This is a genomic window from Rothia sp. CCM 9417 (assembly GCF_048513575.1).
Taxonomy (GTDB): domain Bacteria; phylum Actinomycetota; class Actinomycetes; order Actinomycetales; family Micrococcaceae; genus Rothia.
In genome coordinates this window covers 633,611-654,825 of sequence record NZ_JBLXXT010000001.1, presented here as the reverse complement: position 1 = coordinate 654,825, position 21,215 = coordinate 633,611, and the positions used below count along the sequence as shown (strand labels likewise).

Below are 21,215 nucleotides of genomic sequence, written 5' to 3'. Positions count from 1 at the left end.
AACCTGTCAACAGTTACAGTAGCTACCGGGCTAATACCGTTTAGTTGCCTGCGGGTTGGAATCGAGCAGAGCGAGGGTTTCCGCATGAATCTTGTGCTCAACAATGAAGGAAAGGAAGGGGACCACGCCACCTAAGGCCATCACAATCATCTGCGGCAATGCCCAGCGCATCAGCAGCCAAAGACGGAAACAAGAAATCAGATAAATGACGTAAAACCAGCCGTGAACGATCAGAACCCAGGTGGAAATATTTACACCGCCGTGCAGGTTACCGGTTTCCCTATTCAGCCAGCCCAGGGCAAGGCTCTGCCCGGTCTGCGCATCCCTTCCGCCCGCAATAAGGTCATAACCAACGATGTAACGCGTAATCATCTCAGCAACCAGCAGCAACAAGAAGATACCCGATATCCAGGCGCACCACTTATAGAAGGTGAGAGCACCACGAATCTGGGCCTCCGTTCCGCCAAACTTCTTGCGAACGGTAAAACCACCGCGTGCATTTGCCTCAGCTTTGCCCTCTGCTAGGGTTACTTTCTTGCCATCGGTCCGATTGACCGGGCGGTGGGTAGGTTCTTCAGTCACCTTGTTCCCTCTTTCGTGGGTTAATTCGTTCTTCTGCGCCAGTTACCGGATTAGGGTTAAGCTGGCAGAGGCCTTATTTGTCTGAGAAATCTTAGTGTGACTCGGTATTATTAGTTGATTGGACCTCATCGAAATAATAGTAGGTCTTATCCGCCGGGTCGTAGTAGTAGGGGCGGCCGGTTTCTTCGTCTACCCAGTACTCCCCCTCATACTCGAAGTAGAGAGCCGGATCATTTTTCTTTTCAACGGCGTCCTTAAGCATGCGATACCACAGATACAGCGCAAACCCAGCAAAAACCAGCCATTCTAGGGCGTAGAAGATGTTGAGCCAGTCAACATTCTCATCGGTGACCTGAGGCGCCCGCACCGGCAGGAAGTTATCGGTCTGCCCGATGATGGTGGCGTTTATAGCTATGGTTCCGTCATCAGCCAGCGGTGTCCCCTCTGTGCTCTCAGAATCAAGGGTCAGGATTCCGTCATAGAGCGGGGCGTTCCACACATTCGTGAGGTAGGCAGGGCTGGCTGACCCCAGTAAACGGTCCTTGTTCTCAAGCTGGGAGTGTCTCTGGTTACTATTGACCGGTGGGTCATTAGCCACGATACGACCGGCTACCGTCACCGGCCCTTGAGGTTCCGGAGGCACAAGGGGCTCCTTAGACCAGCCGCGCACCACAGCGATACCCCGGGGGCTAGATCCCATACTGGTTTCCACGTTCTGGCTATCTTCCGGGGTGAATAGAGCAATTACCCAGTAGCCTTGGACACCATCTTTAAGCCTGTTTTCTACCAGGTAGGAGGAGCCTGGAGTATAGGTACCTCGCGCTTCAACTACAGTATCTACAGTGCTAGCGAGCTGAGCACTGTGTGGTTGGAGAACTTCGGTGTAGGGGCCTACCCTATCCTTGGCCGGGTCAGCGGTAAGCTGCCCCATGGTCGATGAGTTAAGCTGCCACTTACTGAGCATGACAAAGCCGCTGGACAGAGCCAGCACCAGGAGCAAGCCCAGCAACCAGCGTGGGGTTAGGGCAGTTTTCAGCAACTCAGAGACCTCTTACAAACATGGGTGACAGCGCGCAGGCCCCGCTCCCCTGCATGTGAGCAGCAAGAGCGAGGCCGTCGACGCTACTTGACGTAGGGGGTGAAATTCACATCGATACGCTGGAAAGATTTCAGGTCGGTGTACCCGCAGGTAGCCAGCGCCCGTTTGAGGGCACCTACCAGGTTAGAACTACCGTCGGTGTGAGCCGAGGGGCCGTAGAGAACCTCCTTGAGGGTTCCCACGGTACCCTGGTAGGTGCGTACACCGCGCGGGAAATCTTTGGAATGGGCTTCGTTACCCCAGTACCAGCCGGCACCAGGGGCCTCAAGGGCACGAGCCAGAGGCGCACCAATCATGACAGCATCGGCCCCCATAGCCAGAGCCTTGACCATATCACCGGAGCGGCCTAGTGAACCGTCAGCGATCACATGGACGTAGCGGCCACCCGATTCGTCCAGGTAGTCCGAGCGGGCGGCTGCTACATCGGAGATAGCAGTTGCCATAGCGGCCTGGATACCCAGGCCCCGGCGGGTAGTGAGGGCCGCACCGCCCCCAAAGCCAACCAGGACACCAGCGGCACCGGTGCGCATCAGGTGCATGGCGGGGGTATAACCGGTTACACCGCCCACCATCACAGGGACATCGAGCTCGTAAATAAACTTTTTGAGGTCCAGAGGCTCACGGCTAGTCGAAACGTGCTGGGCAGAAACAGCTGCACCGCGAATCACAAAGATATCAACACCAGCTTTCACCACAGTCTCATAGAACTCCTGGGTGTTCTGCGGGGTCAGCGAACCTGCCACAATGACACCGGACTCACGAATCTCAGCAAGGCGAGCCGTTATCAGCTCAGCCTTAATGGGTTCCGAATATATCTGCTGCATGCGGCGGGTCGCGGCTGGGGCATCCTCTGCATCCAGTGCAGTGATTTCATCGAGTAGGGGCTGGGGATCCTCATAACGAGTCCATAACCCTTCCAGGTTAAGAACACCCAGGCCACCGAGCTTACCCAGAGCGATAGCGGTAGCCGGTGACATCACCGAGTCCATAGGAGCACCGATGATGGGGGTCTCGAACGCGAAGGCATCAATCTGCCAGGTGACGTTCACATCGTTGGTATCCCGGGTCCTGCGGGTAGGAACCAGGGCAATTTCATCGAGCGAGTAGGTGCGGCGAGCACGCTTGGACATACCAATTTGGATGTCGTTCATAGCTTTTCCTTTCACCGGTCTAGCCGGTTGGTGGCTTTCTGCTCAGGCCCGCCCAATTCTAGGGGCAGGCGGTGCTAACAATCTGCGCTTAGCGGCGGTAGTTGGGGGCTTCTACCGTCATCATGATGTCGTGCGGGTGTGATTCCTTCAGACCTGCCGAAGTGATCCGCACAAACTGGCCCTTGTGCTTGAGTTCGTCGATAGTGTGGGCACCCACATAGAACATGGTCTGGCGCAGGCCGCCTTCGAGCTGGTGCAGTACAGAGGACAGGGGGCCACGGTAGGGCACCTGACCTTCGATTCCCTCGGGAATCAGCTTCTCCTCTGAGGACACATCGGCCTGGAAGTAGCGGTCCTTAGAGAAAGACTTCTTACCCCCGCGGGACTGCATTGCCCCCAGTGAGCCCATGCCACGGTAGGCCTTGAACTGCTTGCCGTTGACAAAAATTAGGTCGCCGGGTGATTCTGCGGTACCGGCCAGCAGGGAGCCAAGCATCACGGAGTCAGCACCTGCGACCAGGGCCTTACCAATTTCACCGGAGTGCTGCATACCGCCGTCCGCGATCAGCGGAACACCGGCAGGGATAGCGGCTTTAGCCGATTCATTGATAGCGGTAATCTGGGGCACACCAACGCCGGCGATAATGCGGGTGGTGCAGATAGAACCGGGGCCAACGCCCACCTTCACGGCATCGGCCCCGGCATCGATAATGGCCTGGGCACCGGCCCGTGTAGCGGCCTGGCCACCCACAACATCAACGTGGGCGGCTGCGCTGTCTTTCTTGAGGCGGGCAATCATGTCGAGTACGCCCTGGGAGTGACCGTTGGCGGTATCCACGAACAGGGCGTCAACACCGGCTTCGATCAGGGTCATGGCGCGCTCGTAGCCATCACCAAAGAATCCGATAGCGGCACCGACGCGCAGGCGACCGTCCTCGTCCTTAGTGGCTCGGGGGTACTGCTCGCTCTTGGTGAAGTCCTTGACCGTAATCAGACCGGTGAGCTTACCTGCTTCGTCAATCAGGGGCAGTTTCTCGATTTTGTTACTTGCCAGCAGGCCAAAGGCTTCGTCCTTGCTCATGCCCTCATGACCCGTAATCAGGGGCATCTTGGTCATGATGTCACGGACCTTGGTGGTCTCAAAGGTGGACTCGGGTAGGTAACGGATGTCGCGGTTGGTGATAATACCGACCAGAACACCGGAATCATCCACCACGGGAAGACCCGAGACCTTGTAGTGCCCGCAGAGCGCATCAAGTTCAGCAATAGTGGCATCGGGGCCGACGGTCACGGGGTTGGTAATCATGCCCGATTCGCTCCGCTTGACGCGGTCCACGTGGTCGGCCTGATCCTGGATTGAAAGGTTACGGTGGATAACGCCCATGCCACCCATGCGAGCCATAGCAATTGCCAGGTTAGCTTCGGTGACGGTGTCCATGGCCGCAGAAATAATGGGTGAACCGATAGAGATACGGCGGGTTAGGCGCGTTGTGGTATCTGCTTCGGAGGGAATGACATCGGTGTTGCCAGGTAGCAGGAGAACGTCGTCGTAGGTAAGTCCGGTAAAGCCGAAGGGGTCTTCGCTCAGAGCAGTAGGAGTGGTCATGGAGGGGTTGCTACCTTTCGAAGGGGGTCATCTAGCGCGGGCGACACTATCTTTAATCTTAGTCTGCTTGGCTGGCTTGTGCGAGCGGACGCCCCGGCCCCTTGCAACAGCTCTGCACCGGCAGGTAGGAAGCCTCAAAGCCCATAGCTACCAGACTAGCCCACCCATTCCCGCTCTAGGTATATCCGGTCAGCTCATCTTAGAAAGCTGAATCATCTGCGGCAGTCTGTGCGCTTTGATCAGCACGATGCACAGCCTCCAAGAGGCGAGGGTCAAAGTAGGGGCCCAGAGTTTCTATATAGGTAGCGGTGAGGTGGTCATAGTCAAAGTAGGTATAGATGTTACCGATACTGGCAGGACATTCGTTGTTGGGGCAGACCAAGTCTGAAAGGTTGAGAGCCGCAAACCCTGGGTAACGCCCTTCCAACGCGGTTAAAGGGCTCTCGAATACGTCCTGGCCTGGATCCATGGTGCACTCATCGAATGTGCCAAAGGAGTCAAGGCAGTCCTTGTGCATGGTTTCCATGCGGGGCGTGTCACGAACCCCGATAACTCTGATATCCGAATGGGTTAGCTCATCTATACGCTGTTCAGCATTGGCAAGGACGGTATCGGGCAGTTCTGCCTCCGATTTGGTGCCCTGGAGTATGACGATATCCGGGTGTAGTTGCTGTATGTAGTTGGAGCTTTCTTCGGCCCATTCTTGGCATTCAAAGCCGTTGGAGTAGGCCTCGTTATCTTCTTGCCCCAGGAAGCAACCGGGGCGGGTCAGGGCAATCAAGTTCCAGCCCTCTTCCGCTGCCAGGGGGCGCAGGGCCGTAATCCACATCTGGGTGTGGGAGTTGCCCCAGGCAACCACCGTCCCGGTGGGATTGGGTGTCTGCACCACGAAGTTGCAGTCCCGCTCCAGGTATTCGGGTAGGTCCAGTTCGGGTGCGGCCTCGGTGCAGGAGGGGCCTAAATCAGCCCAGTCGGCATCCAGCACGGCCCGAATAGGGATTACGGTGGCGTCCTCGTCCCCTGTGTACTCGTAAGTGGAGTCCAGCATAGCGGCCCCGACGTTATTCGTTGCCCGGTGTTCTTCAGCGGCTACCGCCTGCCGGTAGATGGATGAGGTCCATGCGTAGGAGGGAGCCAGAGCCAGGCCCGCAAAGAGGGTAGCTGTGACAAACCCGGCGACGATGGAACGGTTGGGCCATGCCCAGTCCCGAAGCGGCTGCTCGACGGCTTTAGTCAAGGCCCAAGCTAGTAAACCAGAAATGAGGAGGAGAACCAGTCCCGCGACGAAGCCAGCCTTGGCCTCTTTGGTCTGGGAGAGGTAGAAAATGAGGATTGGCCAGTGCACCAGGTACAGGGCATAGGAGAAACCGCCCAAAGCCAAGAGGGGGCGCCAGGTAAGTAGCTTTTCGGGGCCCCAGAGCGTGCCGGTATCCCCCGCCATGATCACCAGAGCCGCACAGAGGGTAGGCCAGAGCGCAACATAGCCGGGGAATGTACCGTTCACATCGAGTACAAACCCACAACTCACCAAGCCCGCAAGACCTACCCACCCCATCAGAGCGCGCAAGTGCCGGGGCAGTTTGAGCGCAGGTAGCCAGAGCGCGACCAGGGATCCCAGCGCAAACTCCCACAGCCGGGCCTGGGTATTAAAGTAGGCGGTGGTCTGGTGGGCGGCAGTCTCGTCAATGGAATAGGACAGCGACAGGGCAAAAATCAAGCCGAAAGCAAGGGTCAACAGCCAGCGCGCCCAGCGTCGGCGCTTACCCAGGGGCAGGGCAAGGAGCAGGAAAATCAGCGGCCAGAGCACATACATTTGCCCTTGGACTGAGAGCGACCAGAAATGCCGGAAGGGTGAAGCCTGCGATGAATCCGCCGCATAGTAGTCCACGGCGTTCTCGATTGACCAGTAGTTGTGCTGGTAGAGGACCACAGATTTAGCTTCATCAATAATGGGTAGCCAACGCTCAGCCGGAATAAAAAAATAGGTGCCCAGAAGGGTCAGCAGAACCGTAATAGAAGCAAGTGGAAGCAGGCGTTTAAAGACATGAACCCAGTAGGCCAGCAGAGTTTTAGCGCCCCACCAGCTCCCCGGCTCAAGGATTTTACCCTCTTCCAGCTTTCGGGTGAACGAGCCAGTTAGCAAAAATGCAGAGATAAGCAGGAAGACATCCACGCCACCTGATACCCGCCCAAACCACAGGTGGTAGGCGGCCACCAGGAGCAGAGCCAGTGCCCGCAGCCCCTGAATTTCGGGGCGCCAGGCTCGTTCTGCCTGGAGGGTGACGGTTCGTATGGTTCCGGTAGAGGGCGCCCGGTGCTGGCGGAGTTGAGAATCATTCATAGCTTCTAGCGCCGCGTAGTGCTGTGGGCTTCCTCCTTTCAGCCTACTGGTGCTCTGGCCTGCGACCTGCTAGCCAGGTCCAATCTTTCTAGCTCTTGCATCCTACCGCCACTTTCAGGTGTTTTGTTAATACAAATAGTTCTGCCCGCTACGGTGTTGGTCACCATAGCGGGCAGAACTTGAGGCGGCTGGTATACCTAACGGACAGCTATTTTATTGAGCCTGTTCGTTCTCGTCCTCAGCGGGCTTCTCAACGACCAGGGTCTCGGTGGTCAGAACCAGCGCAGCAATGGAGGCTGCATTTTCTAGTGCTGAACGGGTTACCTTGACGGGGTCAATGACACCGCGAGCGATGAGATCCTCATACTCGCCGGTTGCGGCGTTAAAGCCGTGACCGATGGGCAACTCAGCGACGCGAGAGACAACGACGTAGCCATCCTGGCCTGCGTTCTCAGCAATCCAGCGTAGAGGCTGAACCAGGGCACGGCGCACAATGTCGATACCGACCTGAGCCTCCTGAGAGTCGAGCTTGACGCCATCCAGGGCAGCAAGCGCGTGAACAAGGGCGGTACCGCCACCGGCTACGATGCCCTCTTCAAGAGCTGCGCGAGTGGATGACACAGCGTCCTCGATGCGGTGCTTGCGCTCCTTGGCTTCGACCTCAGTTGCCGCACCTACCTTAATAACGCCAACACCGCCGGCCAGCTTGGCCAGGCGCTCCTTGAGCTTTTCGCGGTCCCATTCGGAGTCCACGCGCTCAATTTCACTGCGAATCTGGGCGACGCGGTCAGCAACAGCCTCGGAGGTGCCACCGCCGTCAACGATGGTAGTGTTGTTCTTGGTAACTGTTACGCGTCGCGCTGAACCGAGCTGTTCCAGGGTGACAGCGTCCAGGGAGATACCCAGTTCACCGGTGATGACAGTAGCACCGGTCAGAACGGCAAGGTCCTGGAAGATTGCCTTGCGGCGATCGCCAAAGCCAGGAGCTTTGAGGGCCACAACATCCAGGTTGCCGCGGAGCTTATTGACCACCAGGGTGGAGAGGGCTTCACCGTCCACGTCCTCGGCAATGATAGTCAGCGGCTTCTTGGCCTGAACAATCTTTTCCAGGACGGGCATAATCTCGGCAACGGTTGAGATCTTGCCCTGGTAGAGCAGAATAGCGGTGTTTTCCAAGACAGCTTCGGCACGCTCGGGGTCGGTCACGAAGGAGGGTGACAGGTAGCCCTTATCGAACTGCATGCCTTCGGTGACCTCAAGCTCAATCTCGGTGGTTGAGCCGTCTTCAATGGTGATAACGCCATCCTGGCCGACCTTAGAGAAAGCCTCGGACAGCAGTTGACCAATTTGAGGTGACTGGGCAGAGATAGCGGCAACGTGAGCCACTTCTTCGCCCTTAACTTCGCGGGCATTCGCCAGAAGGCGCTCAGCAACCAGCTTGGCTGCCTGCTCAATTCCCCGCTTAATCTCACCGGGGGCGGCACCAGCGGCAACGTTCCGCAAGCCTTCGGCAACCAGTGCCTGAGCCAGAACGGTTGCGGTGGTGGTGCCGTCACCAGCAACGTCGTTGGTGCGGGTTGCTACCTCTTTAGCCAGCTGAGCGCCGAGGTTCTCGTAGGGGTCCTCCAGCTCGATTTCGCGGGCAATGGAGACACCGTCGTTGGTGATGATGGGCGCGCCCCACTGCTTATCAAGAACCACGTTACGGCCGCGGGGGCCCAGGGTTACCTTGACAGCGTTGGCCAGTTTATCAACACCGGCCTGTAGGTGCTTACGCGCCTCATCGTTGAATTCAAGCTGTTTTGCCATGAATCCTTACTTCTTTCTTTGGGTACTAACGGGCGTGGTGGGTTCCGCTAGAACTTAGGAGACAACAGCCAGAACGTCGCGGGCTGAGAGGATCAGGTATTCAGCGCCACCGAACTTAACTTCGGTACCGCCGTACTTGGAGAAGATGACAAGGTCGCCTTCTGCTACATCTACGGGGATGCGGTTGCCCTTGTCGTCGATGCGGCCGGGGCCTACAGCGATAACCTTGGCTTCCTGGGGCTTTTCCTTGGCGGTGTCGGGAATAACCAGGCCGGATGCGGTGGTCTGCTCTGCTTCGACGATCTGGACGACAATGCGGTCTTCGAGGGGCTTGATGTTTGCCACGAGGTACTCCTTATGAGAAGGCTTAAAAATAGAAATTATGGGGTGACCGGTGCTGCAGCGCCCGGTGCTGGTATCGTCGCGGTCTTACCTACCGGGCATCTTTAGCACTGTAAGCGGTCAAGTGCTAACTAAAACTTTAGGCCGGTAATGGCTCAGGGGGCAAGATACGGCGCAGGTTTCGCACACAGCGCACCTTTTTGTGTGTTATAGACTACTTTCTGGTGATGTGGAGGTACCCGTGCTCAAACTGATTTTCTGGCCCGTTCTAGTTCCTACCGTCCTCTTTTCAATGGGGCTAGGTGCTATCGTTCCCATTCAGATTCTGGCAACGATCAGGCTCGGGGCTTCTCCCGCCTTAGCAAGCTCGTTAGTAGCGGTTGCAGGTGTCTTTGCTCTACTCTGTACCGTGCCAGTTGGCGGTACCATCGACAGGGTAGGCGACAAACGAGCCATGACCTACGCCACCACCAGCGCGGCTGTTTCTTTCCTCCTCAGCGCCCTCATCCTGATCTTTCCCTCTCCTTGGGCCCTGGGCCTCTACGTTCTGGCCTACCTCGCTCGGGTTCCCTCGCAGGTAGCCTGGGGCCTCGCCCGCCAATCAGTCCTTGCCGAAACCGTTGCCGAAAGTGACCGGGGCAAGGCCATGACTGCCCTGGGTGGTGCCCAACGCGCAGGCTCACTCGCTGGCCCTCTCGTCTCGTCCCTGCTTCTGCTCTGGTTACCGCTCTGGTCAGTTTTTCTCTTCGCCCTAACCGCTGTCGTCCTAGCCACACTATGCCTGCAACTTCGCAGACTCAACAGCGCCTTTGGCAGCGCAACACAAGCCGCTCAATCCGCCCGTTCCGAGGAAAGCACCGAGCTAGCAGTGCGTTGGAAAGCCGTCTGGTGCGCGGGCCTGGCGGTAGTTGCCCTTTCGCTCTGCCGCGTTACCCAGCCCATTGTGGTTGCCCTGTGGGGCCTGCACATCGGCTGGTCCGACGCCCAGATCGCTCTAGCCATTGCTTTAGGCTCTGCTCTTGAGATGGTCCTGATGGTCCCCGGTGGCTACCTCAAAGACAGGGTAGGCCGCTCCGCTGTTCTAGCCCTCTGCCTTTCCTTCTTTGGTGCAGGCTTCATCGTTCCACCCTTAGCAACCAGCCATAGCGGGTTTATTGTGGGATTGATTCTCATGGCCATCGGAAACGGCTTTGGTGCAGGCATCAACATGACCATCGGAGCCGACCTGAGCCCCAGCACCGGGCGTGCCCGCTTCCTCAGTAAGTGGGCCATGTTCTCGCAGGCGGCAGTAGTAGCTGGGCCTCTGGCTATCTCCGGGACGCTTCTGGTCTTCTCCTTACCTACCGCCTGCACCCTCATCGGCGGACTCGGCCTTACCGGTGCGGTGTGGGCTCTCGCTAGCCAACCCATCACCAAACTCCCCACCGGCACTAGAATGGTAGGCAATGACTAGCCTGACCCCCGCCCCAGCCCACCCATTCACGCACGAACAGCTTGCCGCTATCGACGAGTTCACCCCCTACTCCACCGACCGCGCTCTGGCAGCAGCCAGCACCCTGCGCTCACGCGGCTTCAGCCCAGAAGACAGTTCAGCCATACTCACCCAGGCAAAGCTCCGCACCCAGGGAGCAGATAAGTTCGGGGATAAGGCCCACAGTATGCTCCTGACCGAAGCAGGCTACGAGCAGGCCACCCGGGCCGCCGTCGCTAAAGGTCACGCCCAACGTTTCAAGGACGCAGGGATCACCTCTGTAGCCGACTTAGGGTGCGGCATCGGCGCTGATTCCCTAGCCTTTGCTGCCGCAGGCCTTGCCATCACCGCCGTAGAACTAGACCCCACAACCGCCGCTTTCACAGCCCACAATCTTGCCCACTACCCCAACTCGCAGGTGCTCGTCGGCAATGTCGAAAACATTGACGTTCAGACCCTCACCACCGCAAACGGTCAAGCGATTCAAGCGCTCTGGCTCGACCCGGCCCGCCGCGAAGTTGAGGATGGCGCAACCACCTCCCGACTCTTTGACCCCGAAGCCTTCTCCCCTCCCCTCTCCTTGATCGAAAAACTGGCGGCAACCGGCATCCCCATGGGCGTCAAAATGGGCCCGGGCCTACCCCACGAACACATTCCCGCCAACTGCGAAGCCGAATGGGTATCCCACGGTGGCTCCGTTGTAGAAGTAGTGCTCTGGTTCAACGCCCTGGCCCGCAAGAGGGTGCGTAGAGCAGCCAGCCTACTCTCCAAAAACCCACAAGAACCAGAACTTCTGGAAGACATCACCTCGGCTCTCGACTCCCCCGAAAGCACCGGCACCCACCAATACGAACCCACCATCGGTGAACTAGCCACCTACCTGGCTGAACCCGATGGAGCCGTAGTACGGTCCCACCTTGTCTCCGACCTAGCGCACAAACTGGGCGCCCACCTCATCGACGAGCGAATCGCCTACCTGACCATAGACACTCTAGAACCCACCGCGCTCGCCCAGTACTTTGAAGTCCGGCAGATACTTCCCCTGCATGAGAAAGCCCTCAAACGCTGGGTCAAGGAAAACGGCATCACCGCCCTTACCGTCAAAAAACGCGGGGTAGATATCGTTCCAGAACAGCTTCGAGCCAAGCTCCTCGCCGGTGCTAAAAAGAAAAAGGGGCAAGCTCGCAAGGAGGCAACCCTCATTCTCACCCGGCTGGGTCAGGGGCTGGATTCTCAGCGGCTTGCAATCTGGGCTGAACCTATACAGGTGCCGATGACCAAGGGCGGGAGATGACTCAAGGAGCCTTCTCCTCTGCCCGGTGCTATTGTCATCAACACCCTTAAAGACCAGCCCCCAAGCCAGTTGATAAGATCAGCACCGGGCAAATACAAAGTAAGAAACACCCCCGACCCGCCCCCCGTCACACGGTGACACCCAATTCATGGAGAGGGCCCACTGGCCCTAAGATAGAATCAGCGACAGCACCCATCCCCAGGAGCACCACCATGCAGTTTGCATCCTCAGCCCAGTCCACCCTTGGCGTGGAATGGGAACTTGCCCTGGTTGACCCCGTTAGCCGTGAACTAGCGGGTAGGGCTGATGAGGTTCTGGCTCTGATTCAAGAGCAAAACCCCGACCTACTAGTGCCGGGGCCGGGCGCGCACATTACCGGTGAATTCCTCAATAACACGGTTGAAGTTGTGACCGGCATCTGCCGCACCCCCGCAGAAGCTGCCGACCAGCTGGCCCAAGCAACAGCAAAACTCAAGGAAATTACCGACCGGCTCGGACTAGCCTTTTTCTCCGCAGGAACCCACCCTTTCTCTCAGGCTTTAGAACAGGTGGTAGTGGGCAAAGAACGCTACCTGCGGGTGCTTGACCGCTCCCAATACTGGGGCCGCCGCCAAATCATCTACGGGGTACACGTCCACACCGGTGTAGATTCCCGAGCCAAAGCTCTACCCGTCCTCAACGGGCTTACCAACTTTTACCCCCACCTCCTAGCGCTCTCAGCCAGCTCCCCCTTTTGGGAGGGTGAAGACACCGGCTTCGCCTCCCAGCGATCCCAAATTTTCCAGCAGCTCCCTACCTCAGGCCTACCTTTTACCTTTGAGAGCTGGGAAAACTATGAAGACTACCTAGAAGATCTCGTTGCCACCGGCGTGATTGATGACCCCAGCGAGAACAGGTGGGATGTCCGCCCGGTACCCAAGTACGGCACCGTTGAGATGCGGGCCTACGACGGGCTGGCCTCCATTGCCGATATCACCGCGCTCACCGCTTTTACCCAGTGCCTGGTCGAGTGGTTCTCCCGTCAGATTGAAGCAGGTAGGCGCATTGAGCCGCTCAAGCCCTGGCACCACCAGGAAAACAAGTGGCGGGCAGCCCGATACGGCACCGATGCCGTAGTTATTGTGGATAACGCCAATGCAGAACGCCCTATCACCGAGGACGTCCTGGGCCTGCTCAACAAGCTAGAGGGCATAGCCGCTGATCTGGGTTGTCAGGCTGAGCTGGCCGATATTGAGCGTATCTGCCGTGAGGGAGCTGGCTATCAGCGTCAGCGCCGAGTAGCGCACGAGAACCGGGGCGACCTGCGCGCGGTGGTCGATGACCTGGTAGCTCAGGCTACCGAAGGACTCTAGGCCCCTGCACCCTAGAGGGAAATAGTGGTAACAGGTAACGAAGAATCAGCGGTGAAATCAAGACCGGAGGGCGCACGCCCTTCCGATACCAGCCGGGCACCCAGAGCCGCGACCATGGCCCCGTTATCCGTGCACAGGCTCAGCTGAGGGATCACCAGCTTAACCCCGTTCTCTGCACAGCGCTGGGCAGTCAGCGAGCGCAGGCGTGAGTTCGCCGCTACACCGCCACCCAGAAGCAGGGTATCAATCCCACGTTCGGTACAAGCTAGCATGGCCTTGCCAGTGATCACATCAACCACCGCTTCCTGGAAGCTGGAGGCAATATCGGCCACGGGCACTTCTTGACCGCGAGCTTCAAAGCCTTCCACCACGCGGGCCACAGCGGTTTTGAGGCCGGAGAAGGAGAAGTCGTAGCGGTGGGGTCCGGGCTCTTGGGCTGTTCCCATAAATTTGCGGGTGGATAGGCCGCGGGGGAAGGCAAAGGCGGTGCCATCGCCACCGGCGGCGGCTCGGTCAATGGCAGGCCCGCCGGGGTAGGGCAGCCCCATCAGCCGGGCTACCTTGTCGTAGGCTTCACCGGCGGCATCATCGAGGGTCGCCCCCAGCAGTTCTACATCGCCGGTGATATCCCGGACCGCCAGAATCTCGGTATGACCACCGGAAACGAGCAGTGCACCTAACCCGCTGGGGGGTAGACCGTCCAGAAAGTCGGCGGTGTGACCTTCAATGCCGCAGTCATCGAGCAGGCCAACTCCCACGTGGGCTACCAGGTGGTTAATACCGTAGAGGGGCTTGCCTGTAGCGGTGGCCAGAGCTTTAGCCGCTGAGACACCCACCATCAGGGCACCGGCAAGGCCAGGGCCTGCCGTCACGGCGATAGCGTCAATCTCGTCCAGGGTCACCCCGGCTTCATCCAGGGCTGCGCGCAGGGCCGGAATCATGGCGTCTAGGTGGGCGCGGGAGGCAATCTCAGGGATCACACCACCAAAGCGGACGTGCTCGTTCATGGACGAAGACACGGTGTTGGTCAGCAGGGTCTGGCCCCGTACGATACCGATGCCGGTTTCGTCGCAGGATGATTCAATGCCAAGGACAAGGGGCTGGTCTGTCATGGTTAGTCTTCTTTGCTGAGGTTTCTAAGGGCCGGGATGAGGCCTGGCCGGGTGCGGGGCTAGGCGGAGGCCGGACTATCTGCGGGGTCTGCTTCGATCGCAGGCGGGAGCTCTTTGCTCATAATTAGAGCATGGACCCCGTCGCGGTAGTAGCGGCGGCGCGTGTGAATGTGCTGGTAGCCGTTGCGTCGGTAGAGGTCCTGGGCGCGGGGGTTATCGGCTCGTACTTCGAGCATGATTTTTTCGGCTCCTCGGGCGCTGGCTTCCCTGGCCAGGTAGTCCAGCATGGCCCGCCCGTATCCGAGCCCTTGGCAGGCTGGTAGCACGGCGATGGTCTGCACATCGGCGGTGTCGGCTACGCTCATGCACCCGGCGTAGCCAATGACCTGGGCAGGGCCGGTATCACTGGCCGGAGCTTCAAGCAGGATGTAGGCCCGGCTGGGGTGGGTGATTTCAGCCAGAAACATGTCCAGGGGCCAGGCATCGGCGGGGAAAAGCGCAAGCTCTAGGGTGTGAACGGCAGGGACATCGTGCAGGGTCATGGGCCGGGCGGTAACTCCGCCCGCTAGACCGGTGGGCAGGGCAGCTAGACTCATGAGCCCAGCGCCTTCTTGCGAGCAAGAGGAACCTTGGCATCGGATTCACGCAGGTAGAGCGCAGAGGTGTCCTGGCTCAGGTTCTCCATTCCTAAGCGGCAGGCGGCAGCAAGTAAGCTAGGGGCATCGGGCTGGAGGCTTTCAAAGCCCTCCTGTCTCTCAAGGTCCTGAGGGTAGAGGCCAGCACCAAAACCGTAGGAAGGTAAGTGGGGAGCCTGCGAAGCAGAGCCCACGGTGGGACCATCCAGCAGGGTATAGCCGGTGCCGGTCAGCTCGTAGACGGCGGTGTAGACCTCACGGCGGCGGGCATCGCTAGCAACCAAGAACTTCTGGTGCCCCCGGGCGCGGGCGGTATCCGCAGCAGCTTCTGCCAGAGCCTGCAAGCTCATCAGGCCATAGAGGGGCTTATCCCAGGCAAAAGCCAGCGTGCGGGCCGTAACGATACCGGCGCGCAAACCAGTGAAGGGGCCGGGGCCGGTACCTGTGATCAGGGCATCCAGGTCTCTTCCCCGGTAGCCGGCTTCAGCCAGAACCTGCTCCACGAAGGGCGACATGACCTCAGCGTGTGAGCGGGTATCGGTGGTAGCCCGGTGAGCCAGGACGGTCAGGGTACCGCCCTGATAGGAGCCCAGGGCTACAGAGGCGGTTGCAGATGAATCAAGAGCGAGTAAAAGCACTCCCCTAGTCTAGCCCCACTGAGGTGAGGGTGTCTGTGAGCTGCTTCCAGGTGGCCTCCCAGCGGAGCCCGGTCCCCAGCAGACGAAGGCGGCGCGGTTCGGGGTGCCCGTCCTCATCCTCGCGCTCCGTTTCTTGGCCGGGGGCGTATAGCTGGTAGGGGTCGGTCTCTGCCAGGTCTGCCCCGGTGACCCGTGAAAACTCTAGGTCCAGCAGGTTCTCGCTCAGGTGCTCTGCCTTATCTCTGCCCCACTCAATAACGGTCACGGAGGTATCTAGGGAGTATTCCAGGTCCAGGTCATCGAGTTCTTCGGCTGAGGCCAGTCGGTAGGCATCCACATGCACCAGGTCGGGCCCGCCGGGGCGGGGTCCATTGGGCAGGTTGGGGTGGACTCGTGAGAGCACAAAGGTGGGTGAGATGACGCCTTGGCGTACTCCTAGGCCCTCACCGAGCGAGCGGGTAAAGGTGGTTTTACCTGCGCCTAGCTCGCCGGTCAGAATGAGCACATCGCCGGCGTGGAGGTAGGGGGCTAGAGCTAGAGCCAGCGCACGGGTATGTTCGGGACCGGTGATTTCAAGGTCAAGCAGGAGGGGCTTACTCATGGTTACTTTCGTAGGCTTGCGGGGTCTTATTTCTGGGGTGCGGTCCGCCATGAACCGCCAATGCTCACCCGCTGGATACGAGGGGAGATGCGGGTGACAATTTCGTAGTTGATGGTTCCGGCAGCCTGGGCCCACTCAGTGACAGCAGGATTCTGCCCGGTACCAAAAAGGACGGCGGGAGCGCCCAGGTAGCCTGCGGCGGGGTCTGCGAGGCCGGGAGCGCCCAAATCTACTACCATCTGGTCCATGGCAATTCGTCCGACTTCCCGGTAGGTGCGGGCGGCCTGACCGGCAGGGTAGATACGTACCGGACCACCGGTGGCGACCCGAGGCACACCGTCTGCGTAACCCACCGGTATGAGGGCCAGGGTGGTGGGTTGATCGGTGATGTAGTTCAGCCCGTAGGAGACGCCCTGACCGGCAGGCACTTCTTTGACCACGTTAATGAAGGTTTGTAAGTGCATGACCGGTTTGAGGCCCAGATCTTCGGGGCTGTGACCGTCCAGAGGCGAGAGGCCGTAAAGGCCCAGCCCAACGCGTACAGCATCTCGAAGCAGGCTGCCGGGGTTTTCCTTCTCAGGGGCGGTAAGCGTTGCTGGGGTATTAGCCAGGTGACGGAGCCGGGGTTCAAGCCCCGCGGCCTGCACAATCGCAAGGGCCCGGTCAAAGGCTTCCGACTGGTCGGCGGTTTCAGGGCGCTGAGGCTCATCGGCAACCGCTAGGTGCGAAAAGAGTCCGTAGACGCTAATAAGCCCGGCTTTTTCAAGCTCCCTGGCATAGCCTGCCAGCGCAGGTAGCTCCTGCAGGGTGACGCCGTTACGCCCCAGCCCCGTATCCACTTTAAGGTGAACAGGCACGGGCTGTTCTTGGCCTCTGGCGCGGTGGGCCAGGGCAATTTTTTCCAGCTCCCAGCGGCTAGAGACTCCGAGCTGGATTCCGTCGGCCAGAGCCTGTTCAAAGTTCGTTCGGGGAGTGTGGAGCCAGGCAATGAGCGGCGCATCAATTCCCGCCTGCCTCAGGGCGTGGGCTTCTTTAAGGTGAACCACCCCCAGGTAGTCGGCACCGGCGGCCAAGGCTGAGCGGGAAACATCCACTGCACCGTGCCCGTAGGCATCAGCCTTAATCACGGCAATGAGGTCGCGGTCCCCGATGATTTCTTTGATACGGCGCACGTTGTGTTCCACCGCATCCAGGTCAATGATGGCTAGGCGTTCAGCATCACCGGGCGCGTCGGTGGGTACATAGCCGTACTGGCGGTAGGCGCTTTCAAGGGTCATGCTTTGCTCCTGCTCTGAGCCAAGGTGTGAGGGTTTATATTCCTACCATAAACCACGCGGGCCGCCAGCGTCCGGTGGGTGGCAGATCTGAGGGCTGGGCCATCGGTGCGGGTGAGTGCTCAGGTACAGTAGGTAGGGTGGCACAGCAACCCTCAGATTCTCTGCATCTGCATGTCTTTTCCATGCATACCTCCCCCCTAGCCCAGCCTGGCAGGGGGGATGCCGGTGGTATGAATGTTTATATTGACCGTTCTCTGCGAGCGCTCTTAGCTCTTGACCCCGCGCTCACGGTGGAGGTCTTTACCCTTCGTACCGATGGTGGCCCCTCTGGCACAGATACTCTAGGTGAGCGGGCGCAGGTTCACAGTCTGGTTCTTCCCCGTGCGGTTGGTCTTGCCAAGGCTGATCTTCCGGCTTTTATCCCCGATTTTGCTCGTGCAGTACGTGAAAAAGCTACCCGTGAGCCCAGTGTTCTTCACGGCCACTATTGGCTTTCTGGGCTGGCCGCGCGTGAGGCTTACCCTCATATACCCCTGGTTCAGACCATGCACACCACCGCCGCGGCTAAAAATGCCCGGCTGGGTGAGGGCGAGTCTCCCGAACCTGCCGAGCGGTGGGAGGGCGAGAAGCAACTAGTAGAAGAAGCCGCGACGCTGGTGGTCAATACCAAGTTTGAGGCTGACCAGATGCGCCGCTACTATGGTGCAACCGATGACAGGCTCTGCGTGATTAACCCCGGTGTCGATACTTCTATTTTCTACCCGTCTACTCGGGTATCAGCCTTGAACACCGGGAGCGACACCACCGCTCACCTGGTCTTTGCTGGCCGCCCCCAGCCCCTCAAAGGCCCTCATCTCTTGGTGGAAGCTCTTGCCCTTCTCCCTGAGGATTTGCAGGTCAGTCTCGATATTATGGGCAGGTCGGGAGGCACCTACGAGCAGGACTTATTGGAGCGAGCGCACCAGCTGGGTCTGGGCCAGGCTGTCACGCTTGGCTCTTCGGTGTCAGCGGTTGAGCTGGCTGATGTCTTCCGCAGGGCCGATATCGTTGCCTGCCCTTCGTCCTCTGAGACCTTTGGTCTGGTGGCCCTTGAAGCTCAGGCTTGCGGAACTGCGGTAATCGCCAGCAAAGTAGACGGACTAGTAGAGGCTGTCGCCGATGGTCTTACAGGTATCCTGGTTACCGAGCGAACCCCTCACGCCTGGGCGCAGGCGATAGAATCATTGGTGCGGAACCCCGATTTCCGCCTGGGCTTAGGGGCAGCGGGCGCAGCGCGGGCAGGCCGCATGACCTGGGAGCAGACAGCCCGCGCCCTTGACCGCATCTACCGTCAGCTTTCACTAGCACAACCCTAAGGATTCACCGTGGCATTTAACATGAGTCGCTCAGAGTTTTCCACCTACCTGAACCAGGCTCGCATTACCGGGCAGGTCGCAACTCCGCGCGAAAACAACCTGTCCCATTTCCAGGGTTTTGTGGATGGCAACGAGCACCTGGACTTCGGAGTCAGCTGGACGCGCGATTGGACCTACCAGGACGTCTTTGCGCTGATGGCCCGCCGGGTAGGCACCAGCCCAGACCCCGCCCATACTGAGGGCCAGGACACCATCAGCGCAGAGCTCTGCATTGACGCGCTCACCGTCTATGCCCGTATCTTTGGGCAGGCCGTTAGAGAGAAGCAGTCTATTCTTTTTGCGACAGGTCACCCCGCTGGCCTTTTCCCCATCTATGTTGCTATGGCTCAGGCGGCACGCGCTCACGGTGCAACAGTCCTGGATATTGATGAAGGCGATTCTTTCCTTGACGGGGATATCCGCCAAATCTTTGATGTGGTTATGTTCCAGCAGTACGGCAATCTACAGCACACCCATTTTCCCGGCCCCATGCAGTTGGCTTTGACCCAGTTGGAAAAGCTGGGGACTCTCCCCCAACTTGTTGTAGCCGATCACGGTATGGCTGGCTATGCGGCATCGGCAGGTCTACCCACTATTGGTATCGCCGACTGCAACGATCCTGGCCTGTTTGTCTCTGCCGAGCAAGGGCAGATCCTGGTAGCTGTACCTATGGATGACAATGTCCTTCCGCATCTTTATGAACCGGTCATTGACTTCATCTTAAGCACTGCCGGTCTGGACCGATAAATTGCCTGCCATGTGCTGAAACTCCCTAAAAATTTCTTCCGGGCTGTCTTAGACTATAAAAAGGGAAATCCGAGAACCTGTGGGGGATATCATCTGCTTCTCACCGAGAAGCTGTGAGGGTTCTGCCTCTTTGAGCGATCCCCTTATTAGTTCATCCTGATAGTATTAAGAATCCAGTCGCACAGGCTTGTACCACCGCTCGCACCGGGTACAGCCAACACTTTAGGGGATATCGCAATAGTGAATGATCAGCGCATCGAGGCACGGTGGGAAGAAACCAGAAACCGCCGTACCTGGCATCCAAAAATTCGAATCGCCCTTTATCTAGCAGATATTGTGGCTATTTCAATCACCTTTGCGATAGCACATGTCGCAAGTTTTGGTTTTGCTAATTCCGGGGTTATGGGGCGTAAGGAACTGCCCTGGGGCTATATTGCAACCGGCGTAGTGTTTGGGATTATCTGGTTTCTTGCCCTGTCTGTGGCCAATAGCCGCAACATCCGTTACCTGGGCCAGGGCAACGACGAATATCGCTTAGTGACAAAGGCTACCAGCTATTTCTTTGCACTCATTGCGATTTTTTCTTACCTGACCAAAATAGATTTTGCCCGCACCTACGTTATCTTGGCCTATCCTATTGGCCTCTTACTTCTTCTCTGTGCCCGGTGGAGCGTCCGTCGCTGGCTGGTTCATTGGCGCAACCGGGGTAGGGCCTTGTCCCGAGTCATGATTATTGGGGATGTCGCCTCTGGCAATCACCTCCTCAAGACCTTAGAAGGCGCAAGAACCTCAGGCTTAAGTCCTGTTGCGGCCTACCTTCCACGCCTGAGTCCTGGGACCCGTTTAGATGACGAGAACCTACCTGTTCTTGGCTATTCGCCCGACCCTGCAGAGGTCTTACAGGTGGTGCGTGACAATAATATCCATGCCGTAGCAGTATCAACCGGGCACGGCCTGAACCCTACCGAGCTTAGGCGACTGGGCTGGGCTCTAGCGGCCGCTCATGTAGCGCTCATTATGGCTCCGGCCCTGACCGATATAGCAGGCCCCCGTATCCATACCCAGCCGCTGAACGGGGTTCCGCTCATCCACGTCCACACTCCCAGGATCGACGGGGCAAAGGCAATTGTTAAAAGGAGTATTGACGTTTTTGCTTCGGCTTTCGGCTTGATTGTCTTAGCCCCTCTGCTTGTCTCCATTGCCCTGCTCGTGAAGTCCGACGGCGGACCGATTTTCTTCCTGCAGGAGCGCGTGGGCATCAAGGGAACCAGCTTTCACATGATTAAGTTCCGTTCTATGGTTCCCAATGCTGAAGAGCTCAAAGATCAACTCATCGATAAGAACGAGGGAAACGGTGTGCTCTTTAAGATGGCCGATGACCCCCGCATCACCAAGATCGGTAAGTTCATTCGCAAGTACTCTATCGATGAGCTCCCCCAGCTCTGGAACGTGCTCATCGGCGATATGTCGCTGGTCGGTCCTCGCCCACCGCTGCCCGCTGAGGTTGAGCAGTATGAGGAGGACGCCTACCGTCGGCTACTGGTTAAGCCAGGTATCACGGGTCTGTGGCAGGTTTCTGGCCGTTCTAACCTCTCCTGGGAAGAGTCCATTCGGCTTGATCTCTACTACGTTGAGAACTGGTCTGTTATTGGTGACTTCGTGATTCTATTCCGCACCGTCCGAGCTGTTTTTGCCAAGGAGGGCGCATACTAGAAGCCCTGTTCTCTGGTCTGAACCAATGCGCCCCGTGTATTTCTGCTACGG

The 21,215-nt window shown here is 58.5% G+C and carries 18 protein-coding genes; 6 read left to right on the top strand and 12 right to left on the bottom strand.

Translation table 11 applies throughout. The annotated features are described in order from the left end of the window. Nucleotides 1–30: 30 nt before the first annotated feature. The 7 genes from ACN082_RS02995 to groES form a co-directional block, all read right to left on the bottom strand. On the bottom strand, nt 31–582 hold the full coding sequence (locus tag ACN082_RS02995) for a DUF3817 domain-containing protein (protein ID WP_419099352.1): 552 nt from the start codon (nt 580–582) through the stop codon (nt 31–33). A 91-nt stretch (nt 583–673) separates the two neighbouring features. Then, complete coding sequence (locus tag ACN082_RS02990; protein WP_419099351.1) at nt 674–1,621, bottom strand: SURF1 family cytochrome oxidase biogenesis protein; 948 nt, start codon at nt 1,619–1,621, stop codon at nt 674–676. Between the two features lie 83 nt (nt 1,622–1,704). After that, entirely contained in the window at nt 1,705–2,832 is a 1,128-nt protein-coding gene (locus ACN082_RS02985) for a GuaB3 family IMP dehydrogenase-related protein (RefSeq protein ID WP_419099350.1), read from the bottom strand. 88 nt (nt 2,833–2,920) lie between these two features. Next, on the bottom strand, nt 2,921–4,438 hold the full coding sequence (gene guaB, locus ACN082_RS02980; protein ID WP_419099349.1) for an IMP dehydrogenase: 1,518 nt from the start codon (nt 4,436–4,438) through the stop codon (nt 2,921–2,923). A gap of 199 nt (nt 4,439–4,637) precedes the next feature. Then, on the bottom strand, nt 4,638–6,779 hold the full coding sequence (locus ACN082_RS02975) for an acyltransferase family protein (RefSeq protein ID WP_419099348.1): 2,142 nt from the start codon (nt 6,777–6,779) through the stop codon (nt 4,638–4,640). A 213-nt stretch (nt 6,780–6,992) separates the two neighbouring features. After that, entirely contained in the window at nt 6,993–8,588 is a 1,596-nt protein-coding gene (gene groL, locus ACN082_RS02970) for a chaperonin GroEL (RefSeq protein ID WP_419099347.1), read from the bottom strand. A 54-nt stretch (nt 8,589–8,642) separates the two neighbouring features. Continuing rightward, complete coding sequence (groES, locus tag ACN082_RS02965; protein ID WP_419099346.1) at nt 8,643–8,933, bottom strand: co-chaperone GroES; 291 nt, start codon at nt 8,931–8,933, stop codon at nt 8,643–8,645. A 238-nt stretch (nt 8,934–9,171) separates the two neighbouring features. Between groES and ACN082_RS02960 the strand changes: the two genes are divergently transcribed. The 3 genes from ACN082_RS02960 to ACN082_RS02950 all read left to right on the top strand — a co-directional run bounded on the left by ACN082_RS02960 (nt 9,172) and on the right by ACN082_RS02950 (nt 13,047). Then, entirely contained in the window at nt 9,172–10,383 is a 1,212-nt protein-coding gene (locus ACN082_RS02960) for an MFS transporter (RefSeq protein ID WP_419099345.1), read from the top strand. Then, nucleotides 10,376–11,695, top strand: a complete 1,320-nt coding sequence (locus tag ACN082_RS02955) for a THUMP-like domain-containing protein (protein ID WP_419099344.1) — start codon at nt 10,376–10,378, stop codon at nt 11,693–11,695. Before ACN082_RS02960 ends, ACN082_RS02955 begins: the two co-directional genes overlap by 8 nt. Nucleotides 11,696–11,907: 212 nt before the next feature. Continuing rightward, nucleotides 11,908–13,047, top strand: coding sequence for a glutamate--cysteine ligase (locus ACN082_RS02950; protein ID WP_419099343.1), 1,140 nt, complete (start codon nt 11,908–11,910; stop codon nt 13,045–13,047). A gap of 11 nt (nt 13,048–13,058) precedes the next feature. Here ACN082_RS02950 and tsaD read toward each other — a convergent pair whose 3' ends face one another. The 5 genes from tsaD to alr are packed head-to-tail and all read right to left on the bottom strand — an operon-like array spanning nt 13,059 to nt 17,310. Next, a complete protein-coding gene (tsaD, locus tag ACN082_RS02945; RefSeq protein ID WP_419099342.1) occupies nt 13,059–14,159 on the bottom strand; it encodes a tRNA (adenosine(37)-N6)-threonylcarbamoyltransferase complex transferase subunit TsaD in 1,101 nt (366 codons plus the stop codon). Nucleotides 14,160–14,218: 59 nt separating this feature from the next. Continuing rightward, on the bottom strand, nt 14,219–14,755 hold the full coding sequence (gene rimI / locus ACN082_RS02940) for a ribosomal protein S18-alanine N-acetyltransferase (RefSeq protein ID WP_419099341.1): 537 nt from the start codon (nt 14,753–14,755) through the stop codon (nt 14,219–14,221). Next, nucleotides 14,752–15,432, bottom strand: a complete 681-nt coding sequence (gene tsaB / locus ACN082_RS02935) for a tRNA (adenosine(37)-N6)-threonylcarbamoyltransferase complex dimerization subunit type 1 TsaB (protein ID WP_419099340.1) — start codon at nt 15,430–15,432, stop codon at nt 14,752–14,754. The genes rimI and tsaB overlap by 4 nt, the downstream gene beginning before the upstream one ends. Nucleotides 15,433–15,436: 4 nt before the next feature. Next, entirely contained in the window at nt 15,437–16,033 is a 597-nt protein-coding gene (gene tsaE, locus ACN082_RS02930) for a tRNA (adenosine(37)-N6)-threonylcarbamoyltransferase complex ATPase subunit type 1 TsaE (RefSeq protein ID WP_419099339.1), read from the bottom strand. A 26-nt stretch (nt 16,034–16,059) separates the two neighbouring features. Further along, a complete protein-coding gene (gene alr, locus ACN082_RS02925) occupies nt 16,060–17,310 on the bottom strand; it encodes an alanine racemase (RefSeq protein WP_419099338.1) in 1,251 nt (416 codons plus the stop codon). 137 nt (nt 17,311–17,447) lie between these two features. Here alr and ACN082_RS02920 point away from each other — a divergent pair, with 137 nt between their 5' ends. The 3 genes from ACN082_RS02920 to ACN082_RS02910 all read left to right on the top strand — a co-directional run bounded on the left by ACN082_RS02920 (nt 17,448) and on the right by ACN082_RS02910 (nt 21,164). Continuing rightward, the gene (locus ACN082_RS02920) at nt 17,448–18,665 is read left to right on the top strand and encodes a glycosyltransferase (protein ID WP_419099337.1); all 1,218 of its coding nucleotides are present in this window, start codon (nt 17,448–17,450) and stop codon (nt 18,663–18,665) included. Nucleotides 18,666–18,674: 9 nt separating this feature from the next. Then, a complete protein-coding gene (locus ACN082_RS02915) occupies nt 18,675–19,451 on the top strand; it encodes a phosphatase (RefSeq protein WP_419099336.1) in 777 nt (258 codons plus the stop codon). 240 nt (nt 19,452–19,691) lie between these two features. Continuing rightward, nucleotides 19,692–21,164 (top strand): sugar transferase, encoded by a 1,473-nt coding sequence (locus ACN082_RS02910; protein ID WP_419099335.1) that lies wholly within the window; start codon nt 19,692–19,694, stop codon nt 21,162–21,164. Nucleotides 21,165–21,215 lie beyond the last annotated feature (51 nt).

Coding starts and splice junctions, on each gene's coding strand:
- ACN082_RS02955 (WP_419099344.1), top strand. CDS start 10,376: ATGACTAGCCTGACCCCCGCCCCAGCCCACCCATTCACGCACGAACAG.
- groL (WP_419099347.1), bottom strand. CDS start 8,588: ATGGCAAAACAGCTTGAATTCAACGATGAGGCGCGTAAGCACCTACAG.
- ACN082_RS02985 (WP_419099350.1), bottom strand. CDS start 2,832: ATGAACGACATCCAAATTGGTATGTCCAAGCGTGCTCGCCGCACCTAC.
- ACN082_RS02950 (WP_419099343.1), top strand. CDS start 11,908: ATGCAGTTTGCATCCTCAGCCCAGTCCACCCTTGGCGTGGAATGGGAA.
- alr (WP_419099338.1), bottom strand. CDS start 17,310: ATGACCCTTGAAAGCGCCTACCGCCAGTACGGCTATGTACCCACCGAC.
- tsaD (WP_419099342.1), bottom strand. CDS start 14,159: ATGACAGACCAGCCCCTTGTCCTTGGCATTGAATCATCCTGCGACGAA.
- rimI (WP_419099341.1), bottom strand. CDS start 14,755: ATGAGTCTAGCTGCCCTGCCCACCGGTCTAGCGGGCGGAGTTACCGCC.
- tsaE (WP_419099339.1), bottom strand. CDS start 16,033: ATGAGTAAGCCCCTCCTGCTTGACCTTGAAATCACCGGTCCCGAACAT.
- guaB (WP_419099349.1), bottom strand. CDS start 4,438: ATGACCACTCCTACTGCTCTGAGCGAAGACCCCTTCGGCTTTACCGGA.
- ACN082_RS02975 (WP_419099348.1), bottom strand. CDS start 6,779: ATGAATGATTCTCAACTCCGCCAGCACCGGGCGCCCTCTACCGGAACC.